This is a genomic window from Paraburkholderia caribensis (genome assembly GCF_002902945.1).
GTDB lineage: Bacteria > Pseudomonadota > Gammaproteobacteria > Burkholderiales > Burkholderiaceae > Paraburkholderia > Paraburkholderia caribensis.
The window spans coordinates 1042541-1066320 of record NZ_CP026102.1 but is presented as its reverse complement, the minus strand read 5'-3'; the positions used below and the strand labels follow the sequence as shown (position 1 = coordinate 1066320).

Below are 23780 nucleotides of genomic sequence, written 5' to 3'. Positions count from 1 at the left end.
TGACGGAGGACCCGCATGCCCACCACCGAACGCCCGCATCAGTTCGCGCTGACCCTTTCCTGCCCGAGCGCCGCCGGCCAGGTCGCTGCCGTCGTCGGCTTTCTCGATCGGCACCACTGCTATATCGACGAACTCACTGTGTTCGACGACGACATCAGCGCGCGTTTTTTCGTGCGCTGCGTGTTTCATGGCGTGGCGAGCGCGCCCGAAGCGGCGCTGCATATCGACACATTGCGGCGCGAGTTCCACCCCATCGCCGCCGACTTCGATATGCAGTGGGCGATGCACGATCTCGATACGCGGCCCAAAGTACTGATCATGGTGTCGAAGCTCGAGCATTGCCTTGCCGACCTGCTATTCCGCTGGCGCATGGGCGAACTGAAAATGGACATTGTCGGTATTGCATCGAATCATCCCGACTTCGAGCCGCTTGCCGTGCAACATGGTTTGCCGTTCCATCATTTGCCGCTGACGCCTGAAACGAAGCGGCAACAGGAAGCGCAAATTCTCGACCTGTTCGAATCGAGCGGCGCGGAGCTGATGATTCTCGCGCGCTATATGCAGATTCTGTCCGACGAAACGAGCCGCAAGCTCGCAGGCCGCGCGATCAATATCCATCACTCGTTCCTGCCCGGCTTCAAGGGCGCGCGGCCTTATCATCAGGCGCACGCGCGCGGCGTGAAGCTGATCGGCGCGACGGCGCACTTCGTCACCGACGATCTCGACGAAGGCCCGATCATCGAGCAGGAAGTGCAGCGCGTCGACCATTCGTATGGGCCTGAGCGCCTGCTGGCCGTGGGCCGCGACGTCGAATGCATTACGCTGGCGCGTGCCGTGAAGGCGTTCGTCGAACGACGCGTGTTCATCAATGGCGACCGAACCGTGGTGCTCTGAGCGCAAAAGCCGCCGCGCTGCATGGCAGACGCGGCGGCAACATCACCTGAGGGCGCTCAAAGGAACGGCTTCGCCAGATAGTGCGAGAACCATACGACGAACACGGCCAGCACCAACGCACCATACGGCAGCAAGCCGCGCAGCCCCGCAGGCCGCATACCGCCCTTCCACTCCATATCCTGCTGCATGCGTGCGGGGAAACGCCCACGGTCCTGCACGTAATGACGGAACATGAACACGGGCACGATCAGCAGCATCGCGATCAGGCCGTTGCGCATCGTTCCCACGCCCTGCATGTCCGCGCCCGCGCCAATGAACGCGAGATCCAGAAAACCGCACAGCGCGCCCGCAGCGAGCAGCCACGCCGGACAACGGAACGGCCGGTCCGCATCCGCGCGATCCAGCCGGTGAATCCAGCCCGATTGCAGATTCAGAAACACGAAGATCATGTAGCAGACGTTCGAGATCGACAGCACCGTCATGTAGTCCGACATCAGCAGCAGGATCAGATTGAAGCCGAGGTCGGTCCACATTGCGCGTGTGGGCGCGCCGTGCTCGTTGACGTGCGACAGATACTTCGGCAGCCAGCCATCGACAGACGCCTGATACAGCGTGCGCGACGAGCCCATCATCGAGGTCATCACGATCAGCAGGATGGTCAGCATCAGCATGATCACGACCACGTCGAACACGATCGCGCCGCCGCCGACCATATGCGCCATGGCGGCCGCCACGCCCGTGCCGTCGGCGATCTTCGGATCGAGCATGCCCTTCGTGCCCAACACGCCCTGAAACGCGAGCGGCACCAGCGTCATCACGACCAGACACGCCATGCCGGACCAGAAGATCGCCTTGACCGTATCGCTACGCGGATTGCGGAACTCGCGCGTGTAGCAGACGGCCGTTTCGAAGCCGTACGCGGCCCAGCCCGCCATGAACATTGCACCGAACGCCATCGTGATGCCCGCGCCATTCCACGAGCCGAACGTCGACGCCGTCACGTTGCCTTGCGCATCGTGCCCGAGCGGCAGCAGCGGCCATAGATGTGCAGCGGGCACGTCGCCCGTCACGAACGGCACGATGCCGACGATCAGCAAGGGCGCAAGCGAAGCGATGCCGAGAATACGCTGCGTCTTCGCGGCCTTCGACGCGCCGCTGTGCTGCAGCTTGAATGTAATCAGCAGAAAGATCGCCGCGATGATGAACGTCGCGTTGATGCGCAGCGACAGCCCTTGCTTGATGAAGCTGAGGTCGAGCAGTGTCAGACGCCACGTGTTGATCGCAGCATCGGGCGCATAGAGACTGGACAGCGCGTAATTGGCGGCGAGGCCCGTGCCCAATGCGAGCATCGGCGACCAGGCGAGCCAGTTGCACCACACCGAAACGGGCGCGATCGTCTTGCTGTAGCGCACCCAAGCCATCGCGCCGTATACCGACGCGCCGCCCGACTTGTGCGGGAAAAGCCCTGAAATTTCGGCGTAAGTCGCGCTTTGAATCAGGCCCATCAGGATCGCGGCGACCCATATGGCCCACGCGGGTTGACCGATCGTCGCGGACACGCCGCCGATCGTAAACAGCACGCCGCCGGGCACGCCGCTGGTCACCCAGAATGCGTCTTTCCAGGTCAGGCCGCGTTGCAGCGAATGACCTTCATGTTCGGCGCCATCGGCAGCGCCTTCGATACTGCGGGTACGCAGTCTTGCCTGATCCATCCAGAGTCTCCGTCTTTAGAATGAGAAGGAGCCTGCGCGCTGGCTGGAACACGAACAACCGAAAGACACATCGGTGATGCCGATGCGCGCGCAGCGCATCGGCATCACCACAAAACGCTCAACAGAACGCGTTAAGGAAGGACGGTTATTGTGCTCCGCCTACCCAGCTGTTCACGCGGTCGCCGTGTGCGGCGATCCACGATCCGGCTGCGTCGGCAGGCTTGGCGCCGTTCTCGGTCGCCAGCATGACGCTGTCGATTTCGCCCGGCTTCCATTGAAATTTCTTCAGAAACGCGACTACTTGTGGCGCCTTCGTATCGAGGCCCGGATTGACGACGCTATCCACGTGCTCGGATTCGCCGAACACCTTCTTCGGGTCTTCGAGGAACTTCAGCTTCCACTTGGCAAACATCCAGTGCGGTATCCAGCCTGTGACGATCACAGGTTTATTGGCATTCATCGAGCGCGCGAGTTCCGCTGTCATGGCGCTGCCCGAGCTCGGCATGAGTTGATAGTCGAGGTTGTAGGCCTTGATTGCGTCCGAGGTTTTCTTCATGACGCCCGCGCCGGCGTCGATGCCGACGATGCGTCCGCCGAAGTCTGCCTTGTGTGCCTGCAGATCGCCGATGGTCTTTTCCGGCACGTCGGCGGGCACGATCAGGCCGATCTTGGCGTCGTTATAGTTGGCTCCCAGGTCTTGCACCTTGCCCTTGAACTGATCCCAGTACGCGCCGTGCGTGACGGGCAGCCACGCCGAGAGTGTCGCGTCCAGGTCGCCGCGCGCCACGCCTTGCCACATGATGCCTGCCGCTACGGGTACGAGTTGCACTGGATAGCCGAGGCGCTTTTCGATGATCTGTGCAGCAACGTTCGATGTGGCGACGCTGTCGTCCCAGCCTTCTACGTAGCCGATCTTGATTGTCGGTTTGGTGTCGGCTGCCGCCGTGCCCGTGCCGATTGCGCTCATCGCGGCGAGCAGTGCACCGCATAACATCAGTTTTTTAAGGTGCTTCATGGTCGATCTCCTTGTGGCCGCTTGCCGCGGTGTGGCTTTAGAATCGCTAACCAGAATGCATCAGGTGGTCGGGTTTGCGACGTTTACTTGTCTGTATGCGACGCGTGGGTTTTTTGTCTGCGACGCTGGGTGGTCTGCTATGGTTTGTGATCACATTCGCGCTTTGCCTTCGTGGTTCAGGTGTCCGCCGCGCGGGCGGTCTATACGCCTTTTCGCTGGCATCCGCGATGCGTTATCTGGCTTCAAGCGTCGCCCCTGTGCGGGGCGGCACCTACTTTTCTTTGCCGCCGCAAAGAAAAGTAGGCAAAAGAAAGCGGCTCACACCGCCAACTCTTGTTCTTGCCTGAGGGCCCCCAAAGGTTCTTACACTTCACACGGCAACCACATCATTCCTGCTCGTTGCCAGCGCTCTTGCTGAGCGCCTCACCCGCTTCACGCACCCGCGTTTCCGCATGCCTCACCAGACAGTCCACGGCCGCCCAGGTGGCAAACTGTGTGTCGGCCCTCGGTGCTCCACACGCTTCACTCCAGACCGATAGCGCATGCATCCCACCCTGTAAGAGCGCCAGGCTATACGACGCGACAACCTACACACAGTTTGCCACCTGGGCGGCATATACGGTTCGCAGCCGCTCGACCTGGTACGGGTAATTGAAGCGGGTGAGGCGTTTGTTCGAAGCGTTGGCAACGGACACCAACCAAGGCGCTGGTGTGTGAAGGATGGGGACGTTGGGGGCCCGTGGGTAAACGTCAAGAATTGGCGGTGTGAGCCGCTTTCTTTTGCCTACTTTTCTTTGCGGCGGCAAAGAAAAGTAGGTGCCGCCCCGCACAGGGGCGACGCGTGAAGCGAGATAACGCAACGCGGATGCCAGCGAAAACCCAAACAAACCAACCAGCCGTCGCAGACAAAAAAAACTCACTTATCAACCACGAGATCACTCAAAGGCTTACTACAGCACAACAACACCATCCCCTGATCAATTTCCCTCTGCCGAATCCCACCGTTATGCTTCATCTCCACCTGCCCTGAAACAAGCTTCACCTTGCAGGTGCCACACATCCCTTGAGTACACGAAGCAGCCAACCGCACCCCGGCCTGGCGGGCCGCATCCAGCACATGTTGCGACGAGCCACACTCAATCGACCGGTTGCTACGCGAAAAGCTCACCGAGAACATCTGCGCGCCATTTGAAGCACCGTTGGCCTTCTCTTCGGCCTCCAACACCTCAGCCGCAACTTCAGGCTCGTTCTCAATCAGCGTCTCGAAAGAAAAACTCTCTTCGTGATACTGCTTGCGATCAAACCCAGCCTCATCGAGCAGATTGCGCACAGCCTGCATATAAGGCGCTGGACCGCAAGTAAAGATCTCCCGCTCCATAAAATCCGGCGCAATCAACTTCAGCAGCGGCAGCGTCAAAAAGCCGGTAACACCTGGCCAGTTAGTCCGATTCCCAACCCGCTCACACACAAACGAAGTCCTGAAATTGACCTGATTAGAAGCAATCAGATCGAGCTCCCGCGAGAAAATAATATCGTCCGGCGTGCGAGCGCTATGCACGAACACAATATCGCGATCCTCACTCAACTCATGATGCGCGCGGCTCATCGACATCAACGGCGTAATGCCCGACCCAGCCGACAAAAACAGATACTTCCGCGCCGGATGCCGCGCACACGTAAACTCACCCGCAGGCCCCAGCACGCGCACGCGCGCACCCGCCTGCAGGTTGTCGTGCAGCCAGTTCGACACCTTGCCGCCAGGCACACGCTTCACCGTGATCGAAATCGTATGCGGCCGCGTCGGCGACGACGAAATCGTGTAGCAACGGTTGATCGTCTCGCCGTCGATCTCCAGTTCCAGTGTGATGAACTGCCCCGGCTCGAACACGAACGCACGGCCTTCCGGCGAACGGAAGAAAAAGCTCTTCACGTCATGCGTTTCCTGACGAACCTGGCAGCAGACCAGCGTTTCCTCGACATCGCTCGTCCAGCGCGCCGGCAACGCACTCCAGAATTCGGGCTTCGTCACGCGGCTTTCGACGGGTCCGAAGGTTGCTGCATCGCGCATCATTGCTTGCTCCATTTGCCGCCAGGCATCCGGTTGGTTTTATCTGCAGCCGGCCTTAAACGGCCTTGATGTTGATCGTGCGTTGCTCCGCCACCGGGCTCTCGACATGCGCAGCAAGCCGCTGCACATACCAGTCGCTGAATTTCTCGACCAGCCCTTCTGTGTACGGCGAATACGGACCCGGCTCGTAAGCGCTGCTCGACGCGCCACGCTGCGAAAATTCGACGAGCGCACGGTCCTGGTCGTTGGTCGCGTTCCACACGGCCGTGAGATTGGCCACGTCGTAATCGACGCCTTCCACCGCGTCCTTGTGTACGAGCCACTTCGTGCGCACCAGCGTTTCGCCCGCCGACAGCGGAATCACCGAGAACGTCACGATGTGATCGCTCATGAAGTGATGCCAGGAATTCGGCTGCGTCCAGAACGACAGCCCGCCCAGGTCGGCCTGCTGGAATTCGCCGAGCAACTTCTTCGAGGCGACCTTCGCGTCGAGCGTCTGCGATTCGCCGCTGCGATCGAGCGGCAGACGTTGCGTGCGAAAACCCGTCACGTCCGACAGTCGATCGATTTCGACGGAAGGCAGATCCATCTCTTCCCATTGCTTCGCGCGCTCGATGCAGGTGCGCTCGAATGCATCCATCCCTTCCGCATTCGCGGGCGAGCGCTGATAGCCGAAGCCGTACTCATAGAGCGAAATGGTCAGCTCGGGATGGTTCGCGACGCAGTGGTAGCACTCGCGGTTGTTTTCCATCGTGAGCTTCCAGTTGCCTTTCTCGATGATGTCGATCTGCGCAGCAATCTTGCAGTTCGGCAGATCGTGCGGCAGCAAGTACGGCTCCATCGCGGCGCGCATCACGGCGAAATCGACGGGCGGCTGTTCCGCGAGGCACACGAAGATCAGACCGGCCAGGTTCTCGACATGCACGCTCTTCAGGCTGTGCTTGCAACGGTCGAACTTCTCGCCCATGTGCTCGGCGAACATCAGCTCGCCCGACAGGTTGTACGTCCAGCTGTGATACGGACACACGATATTGCCGACTGAACCCTTGTCCTCATTGCACAGGCGCGCGCCGCGGTGGCGGCACACATTGTGGAATGCGCGGACCTGCATATCGTCGTCGCGCACGATCAGGATCGAATCGTTGCCCAATTCGACGGTCACGTAATCGCCCGGCTCGGGAACGTCCGGCTCGACGGCGACCTGAATCCAGTGTTGACGGAAAATCGCATCCATATCGAGCGCGAAAATTTCGTCGCTCAGATAAAACGGTGCTTCGAGGCTGTAACCCTTCTTGCGCCGATCGACCAGCGCGCGAATGTCTGCCGATACTTTCATGTGTGCTCCGGGTTCCGAGGCCGTGTGGGTGCGGCGCAAAATCAGTATTCGATGAGTTGATGCTCGCGCAAATAATCGAGTATCACTTGTGCTTTTTCGACCGAAGTCCCTTCAATTACGACGCTGCCGCCCCGGCTTTCCGTGGTCGTCGCGGACAGCATGCGGGCATGGCCCGTGCGCTTCTCGGCGGCGGCCAGCCGGACGGGCTTGCGCGCGACGGGCGCGAGCGTCCATTGCGCCGCTTCCGCGTCTGCGCCTGCCTCCACGCGCTGCGGCGCGATCGTGCCGGCGCGCAGCCGCGCGTACGCATAGCGCGGCGTGACGGTGGCGAGCGGATGCACGGCGACGACGGCGGGCAACGCGACCTCGACGCGGCGGCGCACGCCCTTCGGCAAGAATTGCCGCACCGTCGCGCGGCCGCCCGCTATCGTCACGTCGACGGCCGTGCCGGCCAGCGGGACGCCCAGCGCATCCGCGAGCCGGTAAGGCAGCATGCCGCTGTCGAACGCGCCTTCGGCACAGGTGCCCGTCAGCACGAGGTCATAGCCTTTCAGCCGGGCCGCGAGCAGGCTGACGGCATCGCCGTTGTCCCCGCAGGTCAGCACTTCGACGCGCTCGGCGCCAAGCGCCAGATACTCTTCGAGTGCGGGATTACCCGGATCGCCCGCGTGCAGCACATCCAGTCGCGCGGCGTGCTGGTTCGACAGTTGACGGCCGATTTCGAGTGCAGCGGCATCGTTGCGGCTATAACGCGCGACGCCGCTGACAGGATGCTTGCCGACCGAGACGAGCACCGCGATTTTTTCGAGCTTGCCGTTCATGCCGCGACTCCTTCGACGATCTGCTTCACAGCGGGCGCAGCGCCCGCGCCACGGCCCGAGCGCGCCTGGTCGATCGCGTCGATCAGCGACGCGATGGTCGACTGCGTATCGCCGATGATCGTCAGGTTCGCGCGCTTGACGATGGGCGCGCTGCCGTCCAGATTCACCGCGATCACGTGGCGGCAATCCTTGATGCCCTGCAAGTGCTGCACCGCGCCCGAAATGCCGAACGCGATGTAGACGCTCGCCTCGACGGTCTTGCCCGTCGCGCCGATCTGCTTGTCGCGCGTAAACATGCCGTTGTCGACAGCAACCCGGCTCGCGCCGATTGCCGCGCCGAACGTGCTCGCGAGCTTTTCGAACGCGGCCACATCCGTTACGCCGTTACCCGCCGACACAATGAAGTCCGCTTCTTCCAGCGCGACCTGCGCGGCGTCGATTTCCTCGATGCCGAGATCGCGGTAGACGCTGCTCGACGCGTCGCTCGTCTGTGCGAACGCCGTGAGTTCGAGCCGCTCGCCTGCACCGATAAACGGCAGCCGCGTATCGACTGCACCGGCCGCAAGCAGGATCACGTCGGGCAATGCGCGCGTCGCGTAGGCCTGCTTCGCCTGCGCATACGACGAGACCTGCTTCGCGTCGATCTGCACCACATGCGTCGCGATGCTTGCGCCCGCGAGCGCCGCATAGCGCCGGCCGAGATCGCCGTCGCCCGTCGCGTTGTCGGGTATGAAAATGTGCGCAGGCGCGAGTTGCGCGACGCACGCCGCGACGGCTTGCACTTCGCGTTCCGGCGCAAACGTGCGGCGGTCGAACGACGGCAGCTCGATAACCTTGTCCGCGCCGAGCGCGGCGGCGTCATCTTTCAGTTCGCCGAGCACCAGCAGCGCGACCTGGGTCGCCGCATCCGCGATCAGCGCGGCAGCCGCCAGCGCCTGACGCGCGTGATCGTCGAGACCGCCACGGTCGCTGTGCGCGACGACGAGCAAACAGCGCTGCGGCGCTTGCGTCGTGCGCAACGTTTTGACAGCGGCATGGCCATGTGCCCCCGCATGCAGCGTGTGGTCATTCGCTGCACCCGCGACATGCTCCGCGCCGAGCGTGATGCGCTTCAGTCCGGCCGCCGTGATGACGAAAGGCCGGCGCGGGTCGATACGTTTGATAGTCGTAGTCATCGTTCACTCCAGCGCAGCCGCGACGAGTTCAGCCACATCGAGCACCTCGGGACGCGGACCGACCACGCCTTCGAGCATCGCCGTGCAGTTCGGGCAGCCTACCGCGACCACGTCCGCGCCGATCGAGCGCGCGTCAGCGATGCGGATATCGGGAATGCGCTGCTTGCCGGGGATATCCGTCAGCGGCGCACCACCGCCACCGCCGCAGCAACGGCCGCGCTTGCCATGCCGCTCCATCTCGACGACCTTGATCCCGATCGTCTTCAGCAACTGGCGCGGCGCTTCCGTCTCGCCGTTGTAGCGGCCCAGATAGCAGGGATCGTGATACGTGATGGTCTTGTCGTTGAATGCGGCGATGGCCTTCGGCGACAGCTTGCCGCTCGCAACGAGTTCCGCGAGGAACGTCGTGTGATGCAGCACGTCGTAGCGCCCGCCAAGCGCGCGATATTCGTTGCGCAGGCTGTGCATGACGTGCGGATCGGCGGTGACGATGCGCTTGAAATCGAGCGTCGCGAGCGTGCCCATCATCTGCTTCGCCATGCGCTGGAACGTGGCTTCGTCGCCAAGTCGGCGCGCGACGTCGCCCGTATCCGTTTCCTCTGCGCCCAGCACTGCATAGTTGACGCCCGCCTTGTTCAGCACCTTGACGAGCGAGCGCAGCGTGCGTTGGTAGCGCATGTCGAACGCGCCTTCGCCGGCGACGAGCAGCACATCGACAGCCTTGCCCGGCTGCGCGACAGGCGAACTCAGATCGACCGACCAGTCGTAGCGCGCCGCCTTGTCGTAGCCGCCCATCGTGCCTGTTTCGCGCAGATTCGCGAGCACTTCGGGGCCCTTTCCCGGCACCGTGCCGTGCACGAGCGTCTGGTTGCGCCGCATGTCGACGATCGCGTCCACGTGTTCGATCAGCATCGGGCATTCGTGCACGCAGGCGCGGCACGTCGTGCACGACCAGACCGTATCGGCTTCGATCAGGCTCGAGATGATGGGACGCTGCGGCTCGCCGCCATGCTGGCCCACCTTGATGCCAGGCGTCGGGCTGCCCGCATACGCTGCATCCGTGCCGCCGACCATACCCGTCACGAGATCCTGAATCAGCTTCTTCGGATTGAGCGGCTGGCCGGCCGCAAACGCGGGACACGCCGCTTCGCACTTGCCGCACTGCACGCAGGCATCGAAGCTCAGCAGCTGGTTCCAGCGAAACTCGACGGGCTTGCCGACACCGTATTCGTTCTGTTCGAGCACAGGCGCTTTGAGCGCGGTGGGCGGAACGACCGCTTCGCGGCGCACGTCGCCTTGCGCCGCAAAACGCTCCTGACGCGGATGAAACGCGAGATGCAGGAGACCGGCCAACGCATGCTTCATCGGACCGCCGCGCGCCGCGCCGAACGTCATCGCGAACGCACCCGCTGCGATCAGCAGCGCGAAGATGATCGCGAGTCCACCCGACATCGCCGACGCCGGCAACAACGTGTACAGCAGCAGACCGAGCGCAAACGAGCCGAGCAGCCAGGGCAGCGTATTCCACGGACCACGCGACAGACGTGCGGGCACGTCCTTCGCGTGACGCCGGCGCCATACGAACACGGCGCCCACCAGCATGATCAGCGCGGCCAGAAAGATCAGCCGGTCGAGCCACGGCGAATAGATCGCGAGGCCGTAGTTGATGAAGACCAGCGCGAAAGCTGCAATGGCGCCGCCCGCCGTCGCGACGTGCGTCTTCGCGATGTACGGATCGCGCGCGACGACATGATGCAGATCGACGAAATAGCGCTTCGGAATGGTCAACAGGTTGGTCCAGCCGAATGCGCCGGCTGCCGTTGCCCGTCCGAGACGCCAGTAAGCCGACCGTTTTGCGACCGCGAACGCAAGGCCGGCGACGGAAACCCACAACAATGCGGTGATGAGAAACGCCGGGCTCATCGTCAGAAGTCCTTGCAGAGGCGCAGCGCGTCGTAGATCGCGCCGTGGATGTTATGCATCGAGATGCAGTCGCCGACCCGGAACAGCAGGAAGCGGCCGTTGCCGAGTTCTTCCGACAGCGACGGTTGCGGTTCCGCTGCGAAAAGCTTGTGTACGTCCACCTGCCCGCGATTCACCGACTCCGGCTTGAGCTTCCAGTACAGCGCGTCGTTCGGCGTGCTGCCGTTTTCGATGATGACCTGATCGACGGCGCGCTCTTCCTGCTCTTCCGTGTACTCGTTGCGGATCACGGCGATCTTCTTGCCGTCTTCCTCGTACACGCGGTCGAGCCAGTAGTTCGGCGTGTGGATCACGCCTTGCGCGTAGAGGCGCCGATAGAAAATCGGGAATGTCGTGCCGCCCACGTCGTCGGCCACTTTCACATCCGGCGTGACGATCTCGACCTTCGAGCCGCGGCTCGAAATGAAGTCGGCCACGCCCGCGCCTGCATGCGTGCTCACGCCGTCGTAGACGAGCACGTTCTGCTTCGGCTCGACCTTGCCGGACAGAATGTCCCACGAACTCACGGCGAGACCTTCTTCGACACCCCACGCGGGCACCTGCTGCGTGAAGCTCGAACCGCCCGTGGCGAGCACGATGATGTCCGGCTTCTCGGCGAGAATCATCTTCTCGTCGGCTTCGACGCCCAGACGCCGGTCGACGCCCAGACGCTTCGTTTCCATATCGAACCAGCGCACGATCCCCGCCATCTGCTCGCGCTGCGGCGCTTTTGCCGCCAGCATGATCTGACCGCCGACGGCATCGCTCTTCTCGAAGAGCACGACGTCGTGACCGCGCGAACGCGCAACGCGCGCCGCTTCCAGTCCCGCCGGGCCCGCGCCGACCACCACCACCTTGCGGCGCGGCCCACGCGTTTTCTCGATGACATGCGGCATCGTCGCTTCGCGCGAAGTCGCTGCGTTCTGCACGCACAGCACATCGAGACCGTTGTACTGGCGGTCGATACAGTAGTTCGCGCCGACGCACTGCTTGATTTCGTCTTCGCGGCCATCGCGGATCTTGATGACCATGTGCGGATCGGCGATCTGCGCGCGCGTCATGCCGACGAGGTCGACCATGCCGTTCGCCAGCAGACGTTCCGCTTGCCCCGCATCGCGGATGCTTTGCGCGTGCATCACGGGCAGCTTGACGACCGACTTGATGCCCGCCGCGAGATGCACGAACGGCTCGGGCGGCAGCGCCATCGGCGGCATGCAGTTGGCGAGCGTGTTGTGCGTGTCCGCGCCGGAACCGATCACGCCGATGTAATCGATCAGCCCTTTTTCCGACATCGCTTGCGCGATTTCCTTCAGTTGCTCGTGATCGAGACCGTCTTCGTGGAACTCGTCGCCGCACATGCGCAGGCCGACGCAGAAGTCCTTGCCGACCGCTTCGCGCACCGCCTGCAACACTTCGACGCCGAAACGCAGACGGTTTTCGAGCGAGCCGCCCCATTCGTCGGTACGGAAGTTCGTGCGCGGGCTCCAGAACTGATCGATCAGATGCTGGTGCGCGGCCGAAATTTCGATGCCGTCCATGCCCGCGTCCTTCACGCGCTTCGCAGCCGCCGCGAAGTCGCTGATGATGCGGCGGATTTCCTCCACTTCGATGATCTTCGCGTTGCCGCGGTGCACGGGCTCACGCACGCCGGAAGGCGTCATCAGATGCGGCCAGTGCTCGCCATGAAATGCGGAGCGGCGGCCCATGTGCGTCGCCTGAATCATGATCTTCGCGCCGTGGCGATGCATCGCTTCGGCAAGACGCGACAGCGGGTCGATGATCTTGTCGGTCGACAGGTTGACCGACTTCCACCAGCCTTGCGGACTGTCGATCGACACCGGGCTCGACCCGCCGCACACGGCGAGGCCCACACCGCCCTTGGCCTTTTCCTCGTAATAGCGGATATAGCGGTCGCCGGGCAGGCCGCCCGGTTCGGCGTATACCTCGGCGTGCGCGGTGCTGACGATGCGGTTGCGCAACGTCAGCTGATTGAGCGTCAAGGGTTTGAACAGATTGGGGTAACGCATTGCGGGCGACCTCGGGCGGGTTCGATTCAGTCTCTTGTTTCAGTCACGCAGCCAGCGCATTGCCAATGCGCGCGCCGCTGCGTGCCTGTACTTCTGTTGTCAGGCTGCAAGCGGGGATACTTCAAATACGCAGTGATCGTGCTTGTGGTCAGAATGCTCGCCCGCGCACTGAGCTTCCTTCGACAGGCTGCGCGGCGCCTTCTTGCCGCCTTCCGTCGTGTCGTTGACCCAGTCCATCGCGCCCGCGAACCAGCCGGCGAACATGTAGCAGAGCTTGCCGCTCTTTTCCGGCTGCTGCAGCACGAACGACGAATAGCGCAGTTCGATCTTCGCGTGTGCCGTCGCCGGGTCGGCTTCGATGATCTTGAACAGACCCCAGCCACGTTGCGACAGGCGGTTCAGGTAATGCTCGAATACGGCCATGCCGCTGATGCCGTGCTGCTTCGCTTCCTTGTCGCACCAGTAGTACGCGGACTTGTAGCCGGCCTTGTAGAGAATCTCGGCATACGCTTCGACGCCGAGCGCTTCTTCGACGGCCGCGTGATTGTTCGTGAAGAAATGACGCGGCACATACAGCATCGGCAGCGCGTCGGTGGTCCAGACACCCGTGTTCGGATCGACGTCGATGGGCAGTTGCGGTTGCATTGCAGGTTTCCTTGTACTCTCGGGTTTCGCTTATCAGACGTTCCAGACTTCGCCGAACACGCGCAGCCAGTTCTCGCCCATCACTTTCTTGATGCGCGATTCGCTCCAGCCGGCCTTTTCCATTGCAGCCGTCAGGTTCGGGAATTCGCCGATCGTGCGGATGCCTTCCGGGTTCACCACCTTGCCGAAGTTCGTCAGACGGCGATAGCGGCCCTTGTCGTGCGTGATCCAGTCGAAGAACTCGGTCGAGTAGCCTTGCGTGAAGTCGGTGCCGATGCCCACCTTGTCTTCGCCGATCACATTGATCACATAGTCGATCGCTTCGAGGTAGTCCTCGACGGTCGCATCCGGGCCACGCTTGAGGAACGGTGCGAACATCGTCACGCCGACGAAGCCGTTCGCGTCGGCGATCTCTTTCAGTTGCTCGTCGCTCTTGTTGCGCGGATGCTCCTTGAGACCCGACGGGCAGCAGTGCGAATACGTGACGGGTTTCTTCGAGCAGGCGATTGCGTCGGAAGAAGTCTTTCCGCCCACATGCGACAGATCGACCATGATGCCGACGCGGTTCATTTCCTGAATCACTTCGCGCCCATAGCCCGACAGGCCGCCGTCCGGTTCATAGCAGCCGGTGCCGACGAGGTTCTGCGTGTTGTAGCAAAGCTGCACCACGTTCACGCCGAGTTCCTTGAACACTTCGATATAGCCGAGGTTATCCTCGAACGCATACGAGTTCTGGAAGCCGAAGATGATGCCCGTCTTGTTCTCTTTCTTGGCGCGCAGAATGTCGTCCGTCGTGCGCACGAGCGTGAGAATCTCGCTGTACTCGCGGATCTGCTGCTTCATTTCCGCGATATTGTCGATGGTCTTCTGGAAGTCTTCCCACACGGAGACCGTACAGTTGACCGCGGTGACGCCGCCCTTTCTCATGTCCTCGAACACCGAGCGGTCGAACTTCGAAATGTTCAGACCGTCGATAATGATGCTGCTGTCGTGCAGGTTGCTCATTGTTGACTCCGTAGCTGTGGGGCTTTCATATGGATAGAGCGGTTCAGTAGATCGGGAAGCGTTCGCACAGCGCGAAGATCTCGCGGCGCACGCGTTGTTCCGTTGCCGCGTCGCCGTCGGGATGCGTGCGCAGTGCGTCGAATACTTCGAGAATCAGGCGGCCGATATCACGGAACTCGGCAACGCCGAAGCCGCGCGTCGTACCCGCCGGCGTACCGAGCCGAATGCCTGACGTGACCGTCGGCTTTTCCGTATCGAACGGAATGCCGTTCTTGTTGCACGTGATGCCCGCACGTTCGAGCGCCTGTTCGACCTGTGTGCCCTTCAAGCCCTTCGGGCGCAGATCGACGAGCAGCAGATGGTTGTCGGTGCCGCCCGTCACCAGGTCGACGCCGCCTTCCTTCAGCACTTCGCCGAGTGCCTGCGCGTTTGCCAGCACGTTGTCGATATAGGTCTTGAAGTTGTCTTCGAGTGCTTCGCCGAATGCGACGGCCTTGCCCGCGATCACATGCATCAGCGGGCCGCCTTGCAGACCGGGGAATACGGCCGAGTTGATCTTCTTCGCGATGTCTTCTTCGTTGGTCAGCACGAAGCCGCCGCGCGGACCGCGCAGTGTCTTGTGCGTGGTCGAGGTCACGACATGGGCGTGTTCGATCGGGTTCGGATGACGGCCTGCCGCGATGACGCCGGCGATGTGCGCCATGTCGACCATCAGCTTCGCGCCGACGCTATCGGCGATCGCACGGAAGCGCGCGAAATCCAGCACGCGCGGATAAGCGGAGAAGCCCGCGATGATCAGCGACGGCTTGTGCTCGTGCGCGAGCTTTTCGACCTGGTCGTAGTCGATGCGCAAGGTTTCGCGATCCACGCCGTACTGAACCGCATTGAACCACTTGCCGGACAGCGCCGGCTTCGCGCCGTGCGTCAGGTGCCCGCCTGCGTCGAGCGACATGCCGAGGATCGTGTCGCCCGGCTTGGCGAGCGCGAGCATCACGGCGCCGTTGGCTTGCGCGCCCGAGTGCGGCTGCACGTTCGCAAAATCTGCATTGAAGAGCTTCTTGATCCGTTCGATGGCGAGCGCTTCCACTTCATCGACGAATTCGCAGCCGCCGTAGTAGCGTTTGCCGGGATAGCCTTCCGCGTACTTGTTCGTCAGTACCGAGCCTTGTGCTTCGAGCACGGCGCGCGACACGATGTTTTCCGACGCGATCAGCTCGACCTGCGACTGCTGGCGTTCGAGTTCCTTGAGGACCGACTTGCGTACGGCTGCGTCGCGCTCGGCGAGGGACTGCGAGAAGAATGGGTTGGCGTTCGACATGGCTTCCGTTCAGTTGACCGTTGATAGCTGAAAAGCGAAAAGCGAGTGCGAGGCCAACTGTCCGATTCCGCGCTATCCCTTGACTGGACTGGCTTTGCACCACCTCCACCGACGACTCTATTCTTGTCTTTCGCCTGCCCGGTCAATTTACGATTTCAGACGCGTTCTTTGCCTTTTCCGCCATGCAAGTCCGTTTTGGACAAGTGACGGAATCGACCGGTCGTGCTTATCCGTGGTGTCAATGCAGTAAAGTGATGCGATTTCGCGATGGTGCGTTGCAGCGTCCGGCGGTTATCTGTTCGTGCAAGGAGCACCGCATGGGAGCGCGTCAGGCTCGCGGACAGTGCCAACATTGCACAGCGCCGGTGCGATCGCGCGAATGCACTGCCGCAACGAGGTTATCCAGCCAGGGTTTAGCCGTATGGCATGCTTGTTGCGCTCACTCGCAGAATAAGAAAGGCCGTTTCCCCACTCGGCCGTAACAGAACATCGAGCTGAAGGAACGCCCGAACCATGTCGCCCGATCGAACCGCGTCGTTGTCGCACTTCGCGTTCATGCCGCTGCCCAACTTCACGATGATCGCGTTCACGAATGCGATCGAGGTGCTGCGCATGGCCAACTATCTCAGCGGGCAGACGCTCTACCGCTGGTCGATCATCAGCCCGGACGGAGGCCCTGTCAGCGCCAGCAACGGTCTGTCCGTGGATACTGGCCCGGCCGATTGCGTGGGCACACCCGATATCGTGTTCGTATGCGGCGGCATTGACGTGCAGCGCGTGACCACGCCTGAGCATCAGTCGACGCTGCGGCGCTTCGCGCGCGCGGGCGTTGCGCTGGGCAGCCTGTGCACGGGCACGTATGCGCTCGCCAAGTCGGGATTACTGGCGGGTTATGCGTGCGCAATTCACTGGGAGAACATGTCGGCGCTCAAGGAGGAGTTTCCCGACACGCGGTTCCTGAAAGAGCTCTTCGTCATCGATCGCGATCGCGTGACGTGCACTGGCGGGGTTGCGCCGCTCGACATGATGCTCAACCTGATTGCCGCGCGCGTCGGCACGCCGCGTGTCACGCAGATTGCCGAGCAGTTTATCGTCGAGCATGTGCGCGATAACAGCGCGCAGCAACGGATGCCGCTGGTGGCGCGGCTCGGTTCTGCGAACAAGTCGTTGTTCGAAGTCATTGCTCTGATGGAGAACAATATTGAAGAGCCGCTATCGCGGGAAGAACTCGCGAGGCTTGCGAATATGTCGCAACGACAGTTGCAGCGATTGTTCCGGGAGCATCTTGGGATGACGCCTACTCATTACTATCTGACTTTGCGGTTAAGGCGCGCGCGGGAGCTTTTGTTGCAGACGGATATGTCGATCATGCATATCACGATGGCGTGCGGGTTTCAGTCGGCATGTCATTTTAGTAAGAGCTATCGGGATGCTTTTGGTACTGCTCCTACGCGGGAGCGGCGTAAGCAGGTCGCGCCGCTTGCGCATGCGGTGATTAGTAATTCTATTGGTGGGGTTAGTGTGCATGCGTGAGGGTTTTTGATTGTTGTTGCGCGGGGTTGTTGGGTTGGTTGGCTTTGCGCTGGTATCCTTGGGTTGCCTTTGCGCTGGCATCCGCGATTTGTTGTCTTGCTTCACGCGTCGTCGCCGTTCGGTGTTATGGCCTTTTCGCTGGCATCCGCGATGCGCTAGCTCGCTTCACGCGTCGCCCCTGTGCGGGGCGGCACCTACTTTTCTTTGCCGCCGCAAAGAAAAGTAGGCAAAAGAAAGCGGCTCACACCGCCAGTGCTTGACCTTTGTCCACGGGCCCCCAACGTCCCCATCCTTCACACGCTAGTGCCCTGGTGAGTGCCCGTTGCCAACGCTCCGAATCAACGCCTCACCCGCTTCAAACATCCGTACATGTGCCACTGGCAGCGAATGGTATGTGCCGCCCAGGTGGCAAACTGTGTGTAGGTTGTCGCGTCGTATAGGGTGGCGCTCTTACAAGGTGGGACGCGTGCGCTATCGGTCCGAAGTGGTGCGCGTATGGCGCGAAAGCCTACACACAGTTTGCCACCTGGGCGGCCGGGGACTATCTGGCGCGGCGTGCTGGAACGCAGGTGTGTGAAGCGGGTGAAGCGCTCATTCAGAGCGTTGGCAACAAACGTGGGTCATGTGATTGCCGTGTGAAGCGTAAGAACCTTTGGGGGCCCTCAGGCAAGAATTAGCGCTGGCGGTGTGAGCCGCTTTCTTTTGCCTACTTTTCTTTGCGGCGGCAAAGAAAAGTAGGTGCCGCCCCGCACAGGGGCGACGCTTGAAGCACGCTAACGATTCGCGGATGCCAGCGAAAAACCAACCCAGCCCAACCGAAACCCAAACCCTAAAAGCAAATCCCGACGTGAACGACGTATTTGCCGTGTGAGCCCAGCCCGCCCTCGACACGCTGACATCGATGCGCGCACAAAGTATCAATACGCCTGTGACCACGGTGGACCTCGATCTCGAATCGGCGATCGAAACGCGCGTTTCGCGCTTTTCTATGGCGTGCGCAATAGCTGCAAACGTGGAGAACGGGCACAACGCCTGCGCTCATCCCGCTTCACCGATTGCGCATGTTCCGCTAGCCACGGCAATAATTCAACAACAGGCATCGCTTTCGCGAAGTACCAGCCCTGTCCATACTGCACCCCCTTGCGCATCAGATACTCCGCCTGCGCCGCCGATTCGATGCCCTCGGCGACGATTTCCATTCCCAGATCATGTGCTATCGCAATGATGTGCGGTGCGACCACGCTGCTGGCGTGCGCATTCTCGACGGGATTGACGAATGCCTTGTCGAGCTTCAGCGCATCGACGTGAAATGTCCCCAGGTAAGAAAGACAGGAATATCCTGTTCCGAAATCGTCGATGTACACAGGATGCCCCGCCCATCTGAGCGCGGCAATGATGCTACGCGTCGCATCCGGATGCATGAAACCTCTTTCTGTGGCTTCGATGCCCACTTGCGAAGCGCGGACGCCCGTCCATTTCAACGCCTGCGCGAGAACATCCAGAAAGCGGACGCTGCGAAGGTCGTCGCTGCCCACATTGATCGAAACGCGAAACGATCGATCCGAGCTCAGTACGCACGCCAGGTCGTCAAGGCTCTTGTGGAGCACGAGATCGGTCAATGGTCCCATCAGCTGATGCTGTTCCGCCAAGCCAACGACGATCTCCGGCGAGATATCCTGGCCGTGCAGCCGCCATCTGAGTAGCGATTCGACACCGACGCAGGTGTTGTCGGCGAGCCTGATGACGGGCTGATAAAACACCTCCAGGGTTTTACGGGCGATAGCCAGCCTCAGCTGCTCGAGTAGTGCGAGTTCGGAAATCATGAAATCGTGCGATTGACGGGCGGAGTACATAGCATGCCGTCCCGTCGCTGCTCTTGCATGACGCAGACATGATAAACGCGTCATGGTCGGCGATCCGGCGGCACGATCAATTGGCAAACTGTGTGAACAACTCGAATCTGACTTCCGTCTGCCACGCCCGCCGATCAGCCACTCTCGTGTCCTCGTAGGGGATGATGGGTTCTATCGAACATTTCCGTTCACACATGACATGTCTGGTCACCGCGCTCGTCGTGTCCAGACATGGATGGGATGGTTACAGATTGACCAGCGTCACAGTCGCATTGCCGTCAAACTCGATGTCGTCGGAGGTGGGCAATGTACTCGACCTGGCAATCACCTCCCGAAGGACTTCTTCAGCGTTGGAGCGCGCGCCACAATGCGCGAGGACATCTGCATTTGAGCGGCACCAGACGAACGAGCGCGACGCTTTAAACGTTCAGCGATAGCAGTTGATTGAAGGTGTGGCGGTAGAGCCCGCCACCTGCGTCGCGAATTCAGGACGTGTCGCCGGAACCCGCTTCCCGGTTCACGTCTGCAAAAGGAAATCGGAGCCAGAACGTAGTGCGCACGCCCGGACAGCTCTCCACACCGCATTGGCCACCATGGTTTTCCATAATCGATTTCACGATCGCGAGTCCGAGGCCGGTTCCCGAGCCGCGATTGTGCCGCGACGGATCGATTCGGTAAAACCGTTCAAAGATGCGATCGACATGCTCTCGCCCAATGCCCTCGCCCGTATCCGTGACCGCGATTTCCGCTGCACCGGCTTCCTCGCGGCATGTGACGAAAATAACCGACCCGCGAGGCGCATGGGCCAGCGCATTGGAAAGCAGATTGCTCAACGCACGCTGGAAAAGCAGCAGGTCCGCGCGAACTTCGGCGCGCCCGCTCAGTTCGATGGTGACGCCCGCATCGGATGCCACGGTCTCGTAGTAGCCCGCCACCCGTCCGGCCTCGACTACGGCGTCAAGCAAGCAGACCTTGACTAGCGTGTGTGCTTTCTCCGAGCGTGCAAGGAAAAGCATGTCTTCGATCATTCCCGACAGACGCTGATACTCCTCCACACTCGACTCGATGACGTCACGGTATTCCTCCGTGCTGCGCGGCAGCGACAGTGCCACCTGCGCCGCTGCCTGAAGATTCGTCAACGGCGTACGCATATCATGTGCGAGATTCGAGGAGAACTGGCCGAGGCGCGTAAACGAATCGTTCAGCCTTTCAAGCATGCCATTGAAAGCGTGCTCCAGTTCCTTCAACTCCTGCGATGTATCGAATCCAGATAAAGGTTGCGCGAGACGGCACGTGGACATCTCCTCCGCATAAGAGACGAAGCGTCGAAGCGGGCTGAGCCCGAACACGGTAATGGCGTACGCAAATGCTGCTGCGATTCCTACACCCACCACTTCGATCAGCATGATCGTCCACGCGTGCGCGCGCAACGAGGCAAGGTTTTCCGATTTGTCGTACTGGACCACGACGCGCACCGATACACAGTCTCCGGCGAGCCGCGCCAGTGCCGTGATATAGCGAAACCTCGCGCCTCGGGTATCGAACGCGGCATTCCGGCGATCCGGCGGCAGATCGCCGAGCAGTGCAAATGGCTGGAAGCCACGCGTGCTGACGAGACGGCGTCCGGCCATATCGTAGATGGCCATATCCATGTTCTGATGGCCCTCCATCTGATCGGTCCAGACATGGGGATGGTTCGAGATGCGACTCGTCGCGCGCACGTTTGCGAGATCGGCTTGCAGTGCCTCAAGCGTCGCCTGCATATGACCGCTCGCCGCCAAGGACATTCGACTGCGCAGGGCCTCATAAAGCGCGGCGCCACTGAGTGCCAGAATGACCGAGGTAGAGAAAAAAATCAGAGCGGTTAACCTCGCCCCCAGAGTTCGCGGCAAGAATCGATTGTTCATCGGTTACGCAATTGCCTCGTTCTTGTCGAGCGTCGCCCGTGCCGGAAAGTCAGAGAAGTGCCTGTACGCGCCGATAGACTTCTTTGCGTGTCCAGCTGCTGCTTGCAGGCTCGCCCTAATGCGCACTAATAGGCGTCACCCGCGTCGCATACGCCGATACGAACACGGCATGTACGGTATCGCCCACCTTCAAAGTCTTGAAGTCGATGTCAGGACCGACTACGAGCGTGACTGCCTGATAGGCCCCTCGCAACCGCACCTCGCGCTTGCTGGCGTTCATATCGAGCACTGTGGCCTGAACCTCGATCTGACGCGCGGCGCCGTATCCCGACGGTGTCGACTGGTACACGCTCGAATCGACGCGCTTGCGAATCCCCTTGTCCGCATCAGCGACCTTGTCCGCCGACACGAGCAACGCGTTTTTGTAGAGCACTTCAACATGATCGCCAACGCGGAGTTGATTGAAATTTTCGACTTGCGGACCTATCGCAACATCGATGTCGTGTCCCTTCGGACCATGCAGGGTAATGATGCGCGATGCACGGTCGATATCGGCGATCCGTGCCTTGATCTCCACGGGTGGCGCCGTGGCGAGAAGCGCCTGTACCCGTGCGGCAAGCGCGGATTGCTCTTGCACACCCGAAGCGGGTTGAGCGGTCTGCGCGCTCGCCCACGGCGCGACGCTCATGCTAACGATAACCGCCACTGCCAACGTCGTTGCTTTAATCATCCGAATTGTCCTGTTTAAAGGGATTCTTTTCTCGAGGTAACTCACCCCGGTTATTCCGATAGCGGTTCGCGCGGCGCACGCCAGACAACTTTCCGGTCTCCTCCGACATCACGATCGCCCAGGCCCACGGAACTCGAAGTGCTTTCCCGTTCGCATCGTTCCCGGCGCATTGACGCTGCAATCAGAAGCGACACAATCGGCACGACAACGGGAAAAAGAAGAACAGCACCGACGCGCCCCGCGATCTCGCAAATATCGATAGTCAACCCCAAGAGGTGTGTGCGGATCGAGCGCCATAGACTGTGATCGACCAGGAGGATCGGGATCGCCCTGGCCGTATGTATCAACACCTGCCAGTAACTCATTGGAAGTTCCTTGGGTTCTCTTCACACGCATACGCTAGACGCCATTTTTTAACACGACCTACAGTTTGAAATTCAAGTAACAGTAAGATCATTGATAAAACATAAATTTCCTTATTCAAATAAAAGTCCGGATCGAAAAATGACCAATATGGACGACCCAATCCTCAGAACGAAGGTAGAGTAAAAATTCATTCCGGCCCGGTCAACGCACCTATTTAATCCACACACCCGATCTGAATATCAATTGATGAACAAACGCGTCTCCGGAAAATAGATTCCATATCGCTTCAATTTTTCAAACGCGTTCTATTTATTAAGTAACCCTATTCAACTGATCGAACTCCAGCGTCTCGCCCATGGTGGACGCTCTAGCGCGCCATTGTCGGTCCTGGATTTCAGATCGATCATTAAGGAATCGAACATGCGATATCTCCACGCCGCAGCAGCGCTAACCATTGGCGCGGCCATGGTGATTTCATCAAGATTTGCCCACTCCGCCGAGGCCTCGCTTGGCGCACAAGTCAATGTCATGCCCAAATACGATGGTGCGGCATCGTACCGCGCACTGCCATTGCCATTATTCGCCTACGACAATGGACTCTTTTTTGTTTCCGGACTCTCAGCCGGAATACGCTATCCGATCGGAGCCGGCATTTCGACGGGTTTGATTGCGCAGTTCGATTTTGGGCGGGACGCGGACGATTCATCTCGCCTTGCCGGAACCAACGATATCTCAAATACGGCCCGCGTCGGCGCGTTCGTGGATTGGCGTCGCGGCAAGTGGCACGCGTCGCTCAATGCGCTGCAGGCGACTCACAGTGGATATGGTCTTAAGGTCCGTCTCGCGGGCAGTTACGCTGCTTTGGCGACGCCGAAAAACACGGTCCACCTGGCGGTGGGCGCAACCTTCGGTAATGGGGATTACATGAATACTTATTTCGGCGTTACCGAGCAGGAGTCACTTGCAAGCCAGTCGAGGCTCGCCGGATATTCGCCCTCCGGGGGCATCAAGGGTGTCGACGCCAGCGTTACGTGGAAGCATCAGCTCAACCCGCATTGGAGCACGGCTGCCGTGCTGGGTGTGTCCAGTCTGGTGGGCGACGCAGCCGACAGCCCAGTCGTCGAACACAAGGCTGCTATCTTCGGATCGGTAGGACTGGCGTACCGGTTCTGATTCCATCGCTGCCGGATGCATGTGCCTGCACATGCATCCGGATGTTCGTGAGCGCAGTCCGGTACTCGGACGGCCCAGTTTCAATTCACCTTCCTGAAACGCGCATCCGCGCATATCGTCCCGCTGAGCAGGTTCAGTCCATGACGCGTCGATCTGAACCTGAAGGTTCGCGAGCGGCCTCGAACAGTACTTTCGATGCACTACCAGACGGGCCTTCACCGTCCTTCTACCAGCGAAGAC

At 60.8% G+C, this 23780-nt stretch carries 18 protein-coding genes; 3 read left to right on the top strand and 15 right to left on the bottom strand.

Translation table 11 applies throughout. The annotated features are described in order from the left end of the window. Positions 1–15: 15 nt before the first annotated feature. Positions 16–894, top strand: a complete 879-nt coding sequence (gene purU, locus C2L66_RS21290; protein WP_060603160.1) for a formyltetrahydrofolate deformylase — start codon at positions 16–18, stop codon at positions 892–894. A gap of 56 nt (positions 895–950) precedes the next feature. Here purU and C2L66_RS21285 read toward each other — a convergent pair whose 3' ends face one another. The 11 genes from C2L66_RS21285 to C2L66_RS21235 all read right to left on the bottom strand — a co-directional run bounded on the left by C2L66_RS21285 (position 951) and on the right by C2L66_RS21235 (position 15978). Continuing rightward, on the bottom strand, positions 951–2606 hold the full coding sequence (locus C2L66_RS21285) for an APC family permease (protein ID WP_060603162.1): 1656 nt from the start codon (positions 2604–2606) through the stop codon (positions 951–953). A 145-nt stretch (positions 2607–2751) separates the two neighbouring features. After that, positions 2752–3621 (bottom strand): glycine betaine ABC transporter substrate-binding protein, encoded by an 870-nt coding sequence (locus C2L66_RS21280; RefSeq protein ID WP_054934617.1) that lies wholly within the window; start codon positions 3619–3621, stop codon positions 2752–2754. Between the two features lie 916 nt (positions 3622–4537). Beyond that, positions 4538–5692: an FAD-binding oxidoreductase gene (locus C2L66_RS21275; RefSeq protein WP_060606793.1), complete on the bottom strand. Its 1155-nt coding sequence runs from the start codon at positions 5690–5692 to the stop codon at positions 4538–4540. A 52-nt stretch (positions 5693–5744) separates the two neighbouring features. After that, positions 5745–7025, bottom strand: coding sequence for an aromatic ring-hydroxylating oxygenase subunit alpha (locus C2L66_RS21270; protein WP_060603164.1), 1281 nt, complete (start codon positions 7023–7025; stop codon positions 5745–5747). 41 nt (positions 7026–7066) lie between these two features. Then, positions 7067–7846: a drug:proton antiporter gene (locus C2L66_RS21265; RefSeq protein WP_060603167.1), complete on the bottom strand. Its 780-nt coding sequence runs from the start codon at positions 7844–7846 to the stop codon at positions 7067–7069. Continuing rightward, the gene (locus C2L66_RS21260) at positions 7843–9021 is read right to left on the bottom strand and encodes an electron transfer flavoprotein subunit alpha/FixB family protein (RefSeq protein ID WP_060603170.1); all 1179 of its coding nucleotides are present in this window, start codon (positions 9019–9021) and stop codon (positions 7843–7845) included. The genes C2L66_RS21265 and C2L66_RS21260 overlap by 4 nt, the downstream gene beginning before the upstream one ends. 3 nt (positions 9022–9024) lie before the next feature. Beyond that, a complete protein-coding gene (locus tag C2L66_RS21255; protein ID WP_035989164.1) occupies positions 9025–10944 on the bottom strand; it encodes a (Fe-S)-binding protein in 1920 nt (639 codons plus the stop codon). Positions 10945–10946: 2 nt separating this feature from the next. After that, positions 10947–13010, bottom strand: coding sequence for an NADH:flavin oxidoreductase (locus tag C2L66_RS21250; protein WP_035989162.1), 2064 nt, complete (start codon positions 13008–13010; stop codon positions 10947–10949). Between the two features lie 99 nt (positions 13011–13109). After that, positions 13110–13655, bottom strand: a complete 546-nt coding sequence (locus tag C2L66_RS21245; RefSeq protein ID WP_060603173.1) for a DUF5943 domain-containing protein — start codon at positions 13653–13655, stop codon at positions 13110–13112. 33 nt (positions 13656–13688) lie between these two features. Next, the gene (locus C2L66_RS21240) at positions 13689–14660 is read right to left on the bottom strand and encodes a dipeptidase (RefSeq protein ID WP_042314023.1); all 972 of its coding nucleotides are present in this window, start codon (positions 14658–14660) and stop codon (positions 13689–13691) included. Positions 14661–14703: 43 nt separating this feature from the next. Next, entirely contained in the window at positions 14704–15978 is a 1275-nt protein-coding gene (locus tag C2L66_RS21235) for a serine hydroxymethyltransferase (protein ID WP_054934611.1), read from the bottom strand. A 513-nt stretch (positions 15979–16491) separates the two neighbouring features. Between C2L66_RS21235 and C2L66_RS21225 the strand changes: the two genes are divergently transcribed. Further along, complete coding sequence (locus C2L66_RS21225) at positions 16492–17511, top strand: GlxA family transcriptional regulator (RefSeq protein WP_060603176.1); 1020 nt, start codon at positions 16492–16494, stop codon at positions 17509–17511. Positions 17512–18497: 986 nt separating this feature from the next. On the opposite strand, the gene C2L66_RS21215 is transcribed toward C2L66_RS21225, so the two are convergent. From C2L66_RS21215 to C2L66_RS21200, 4 genes are all read right to left on the bottom strand, one after another. After that, positions 18498–19334, bottom strand: coding sequence for an EAL domain-containing protein (locus C2L66_RS21215; protein ID WP_060603177.1), 837 nt, complete (start codon positions 19332–19334; stop codon positions 18498–18500). A 515-nt stretch (positions 19335–19849) separates the two neighbouring features. After that, positions 19850–21271, bottom strand: coding sequence for a heavy metal sensor histidine kinase (locus C2L66_RS21210; RefSeq protein ID WP_060603181.1), 1422 nt, complete (start codon positions 21269–21271; stop codon positions 19850–19852). Positions 21272–21386: 115 nt separating this feature from the next. Continuing rightward, positions 21387–22046 (bottom strand): hypothetical protein, encoded by a 660-nt coding sequence (locus C2L66_RS21205; protein ID WP_233445021.1) that lies wholly within the window; start codon positions 22044–22046, stop codon positions 21387–21389. 5 nt (positions 22047–22051) lie between these two features. Beyond that, positions 22052–22366 carry a hypothetical protein gene (locus tag C2L66_RS21200; protein ID WP_224101833.1) on the bottom strand — a complete coding sequence of 105 codons (315 nt, stop codon included), beginning with the start codon at positions 22364–22366 and terminating at the stop codon, positions 22052–22054. 421 nt (positions 22367–22787) lie between these two features. On the opposite strand from C2L66_RS21200, the gene C2L66_RS21195 reads away from it, so the two are divergent. Next, positions 22788–23540 (top strand): MipA/OmpV family protein, encoded by a 753-nt coding sequence (locus C2L66_RS21195; protein WP_082670391.1) that lies wholly within the window; start codon positions 22788–22790, stop codon positions 23538–23540. Positions 23541–23780 lie beyond the last annotated feature (240 nt).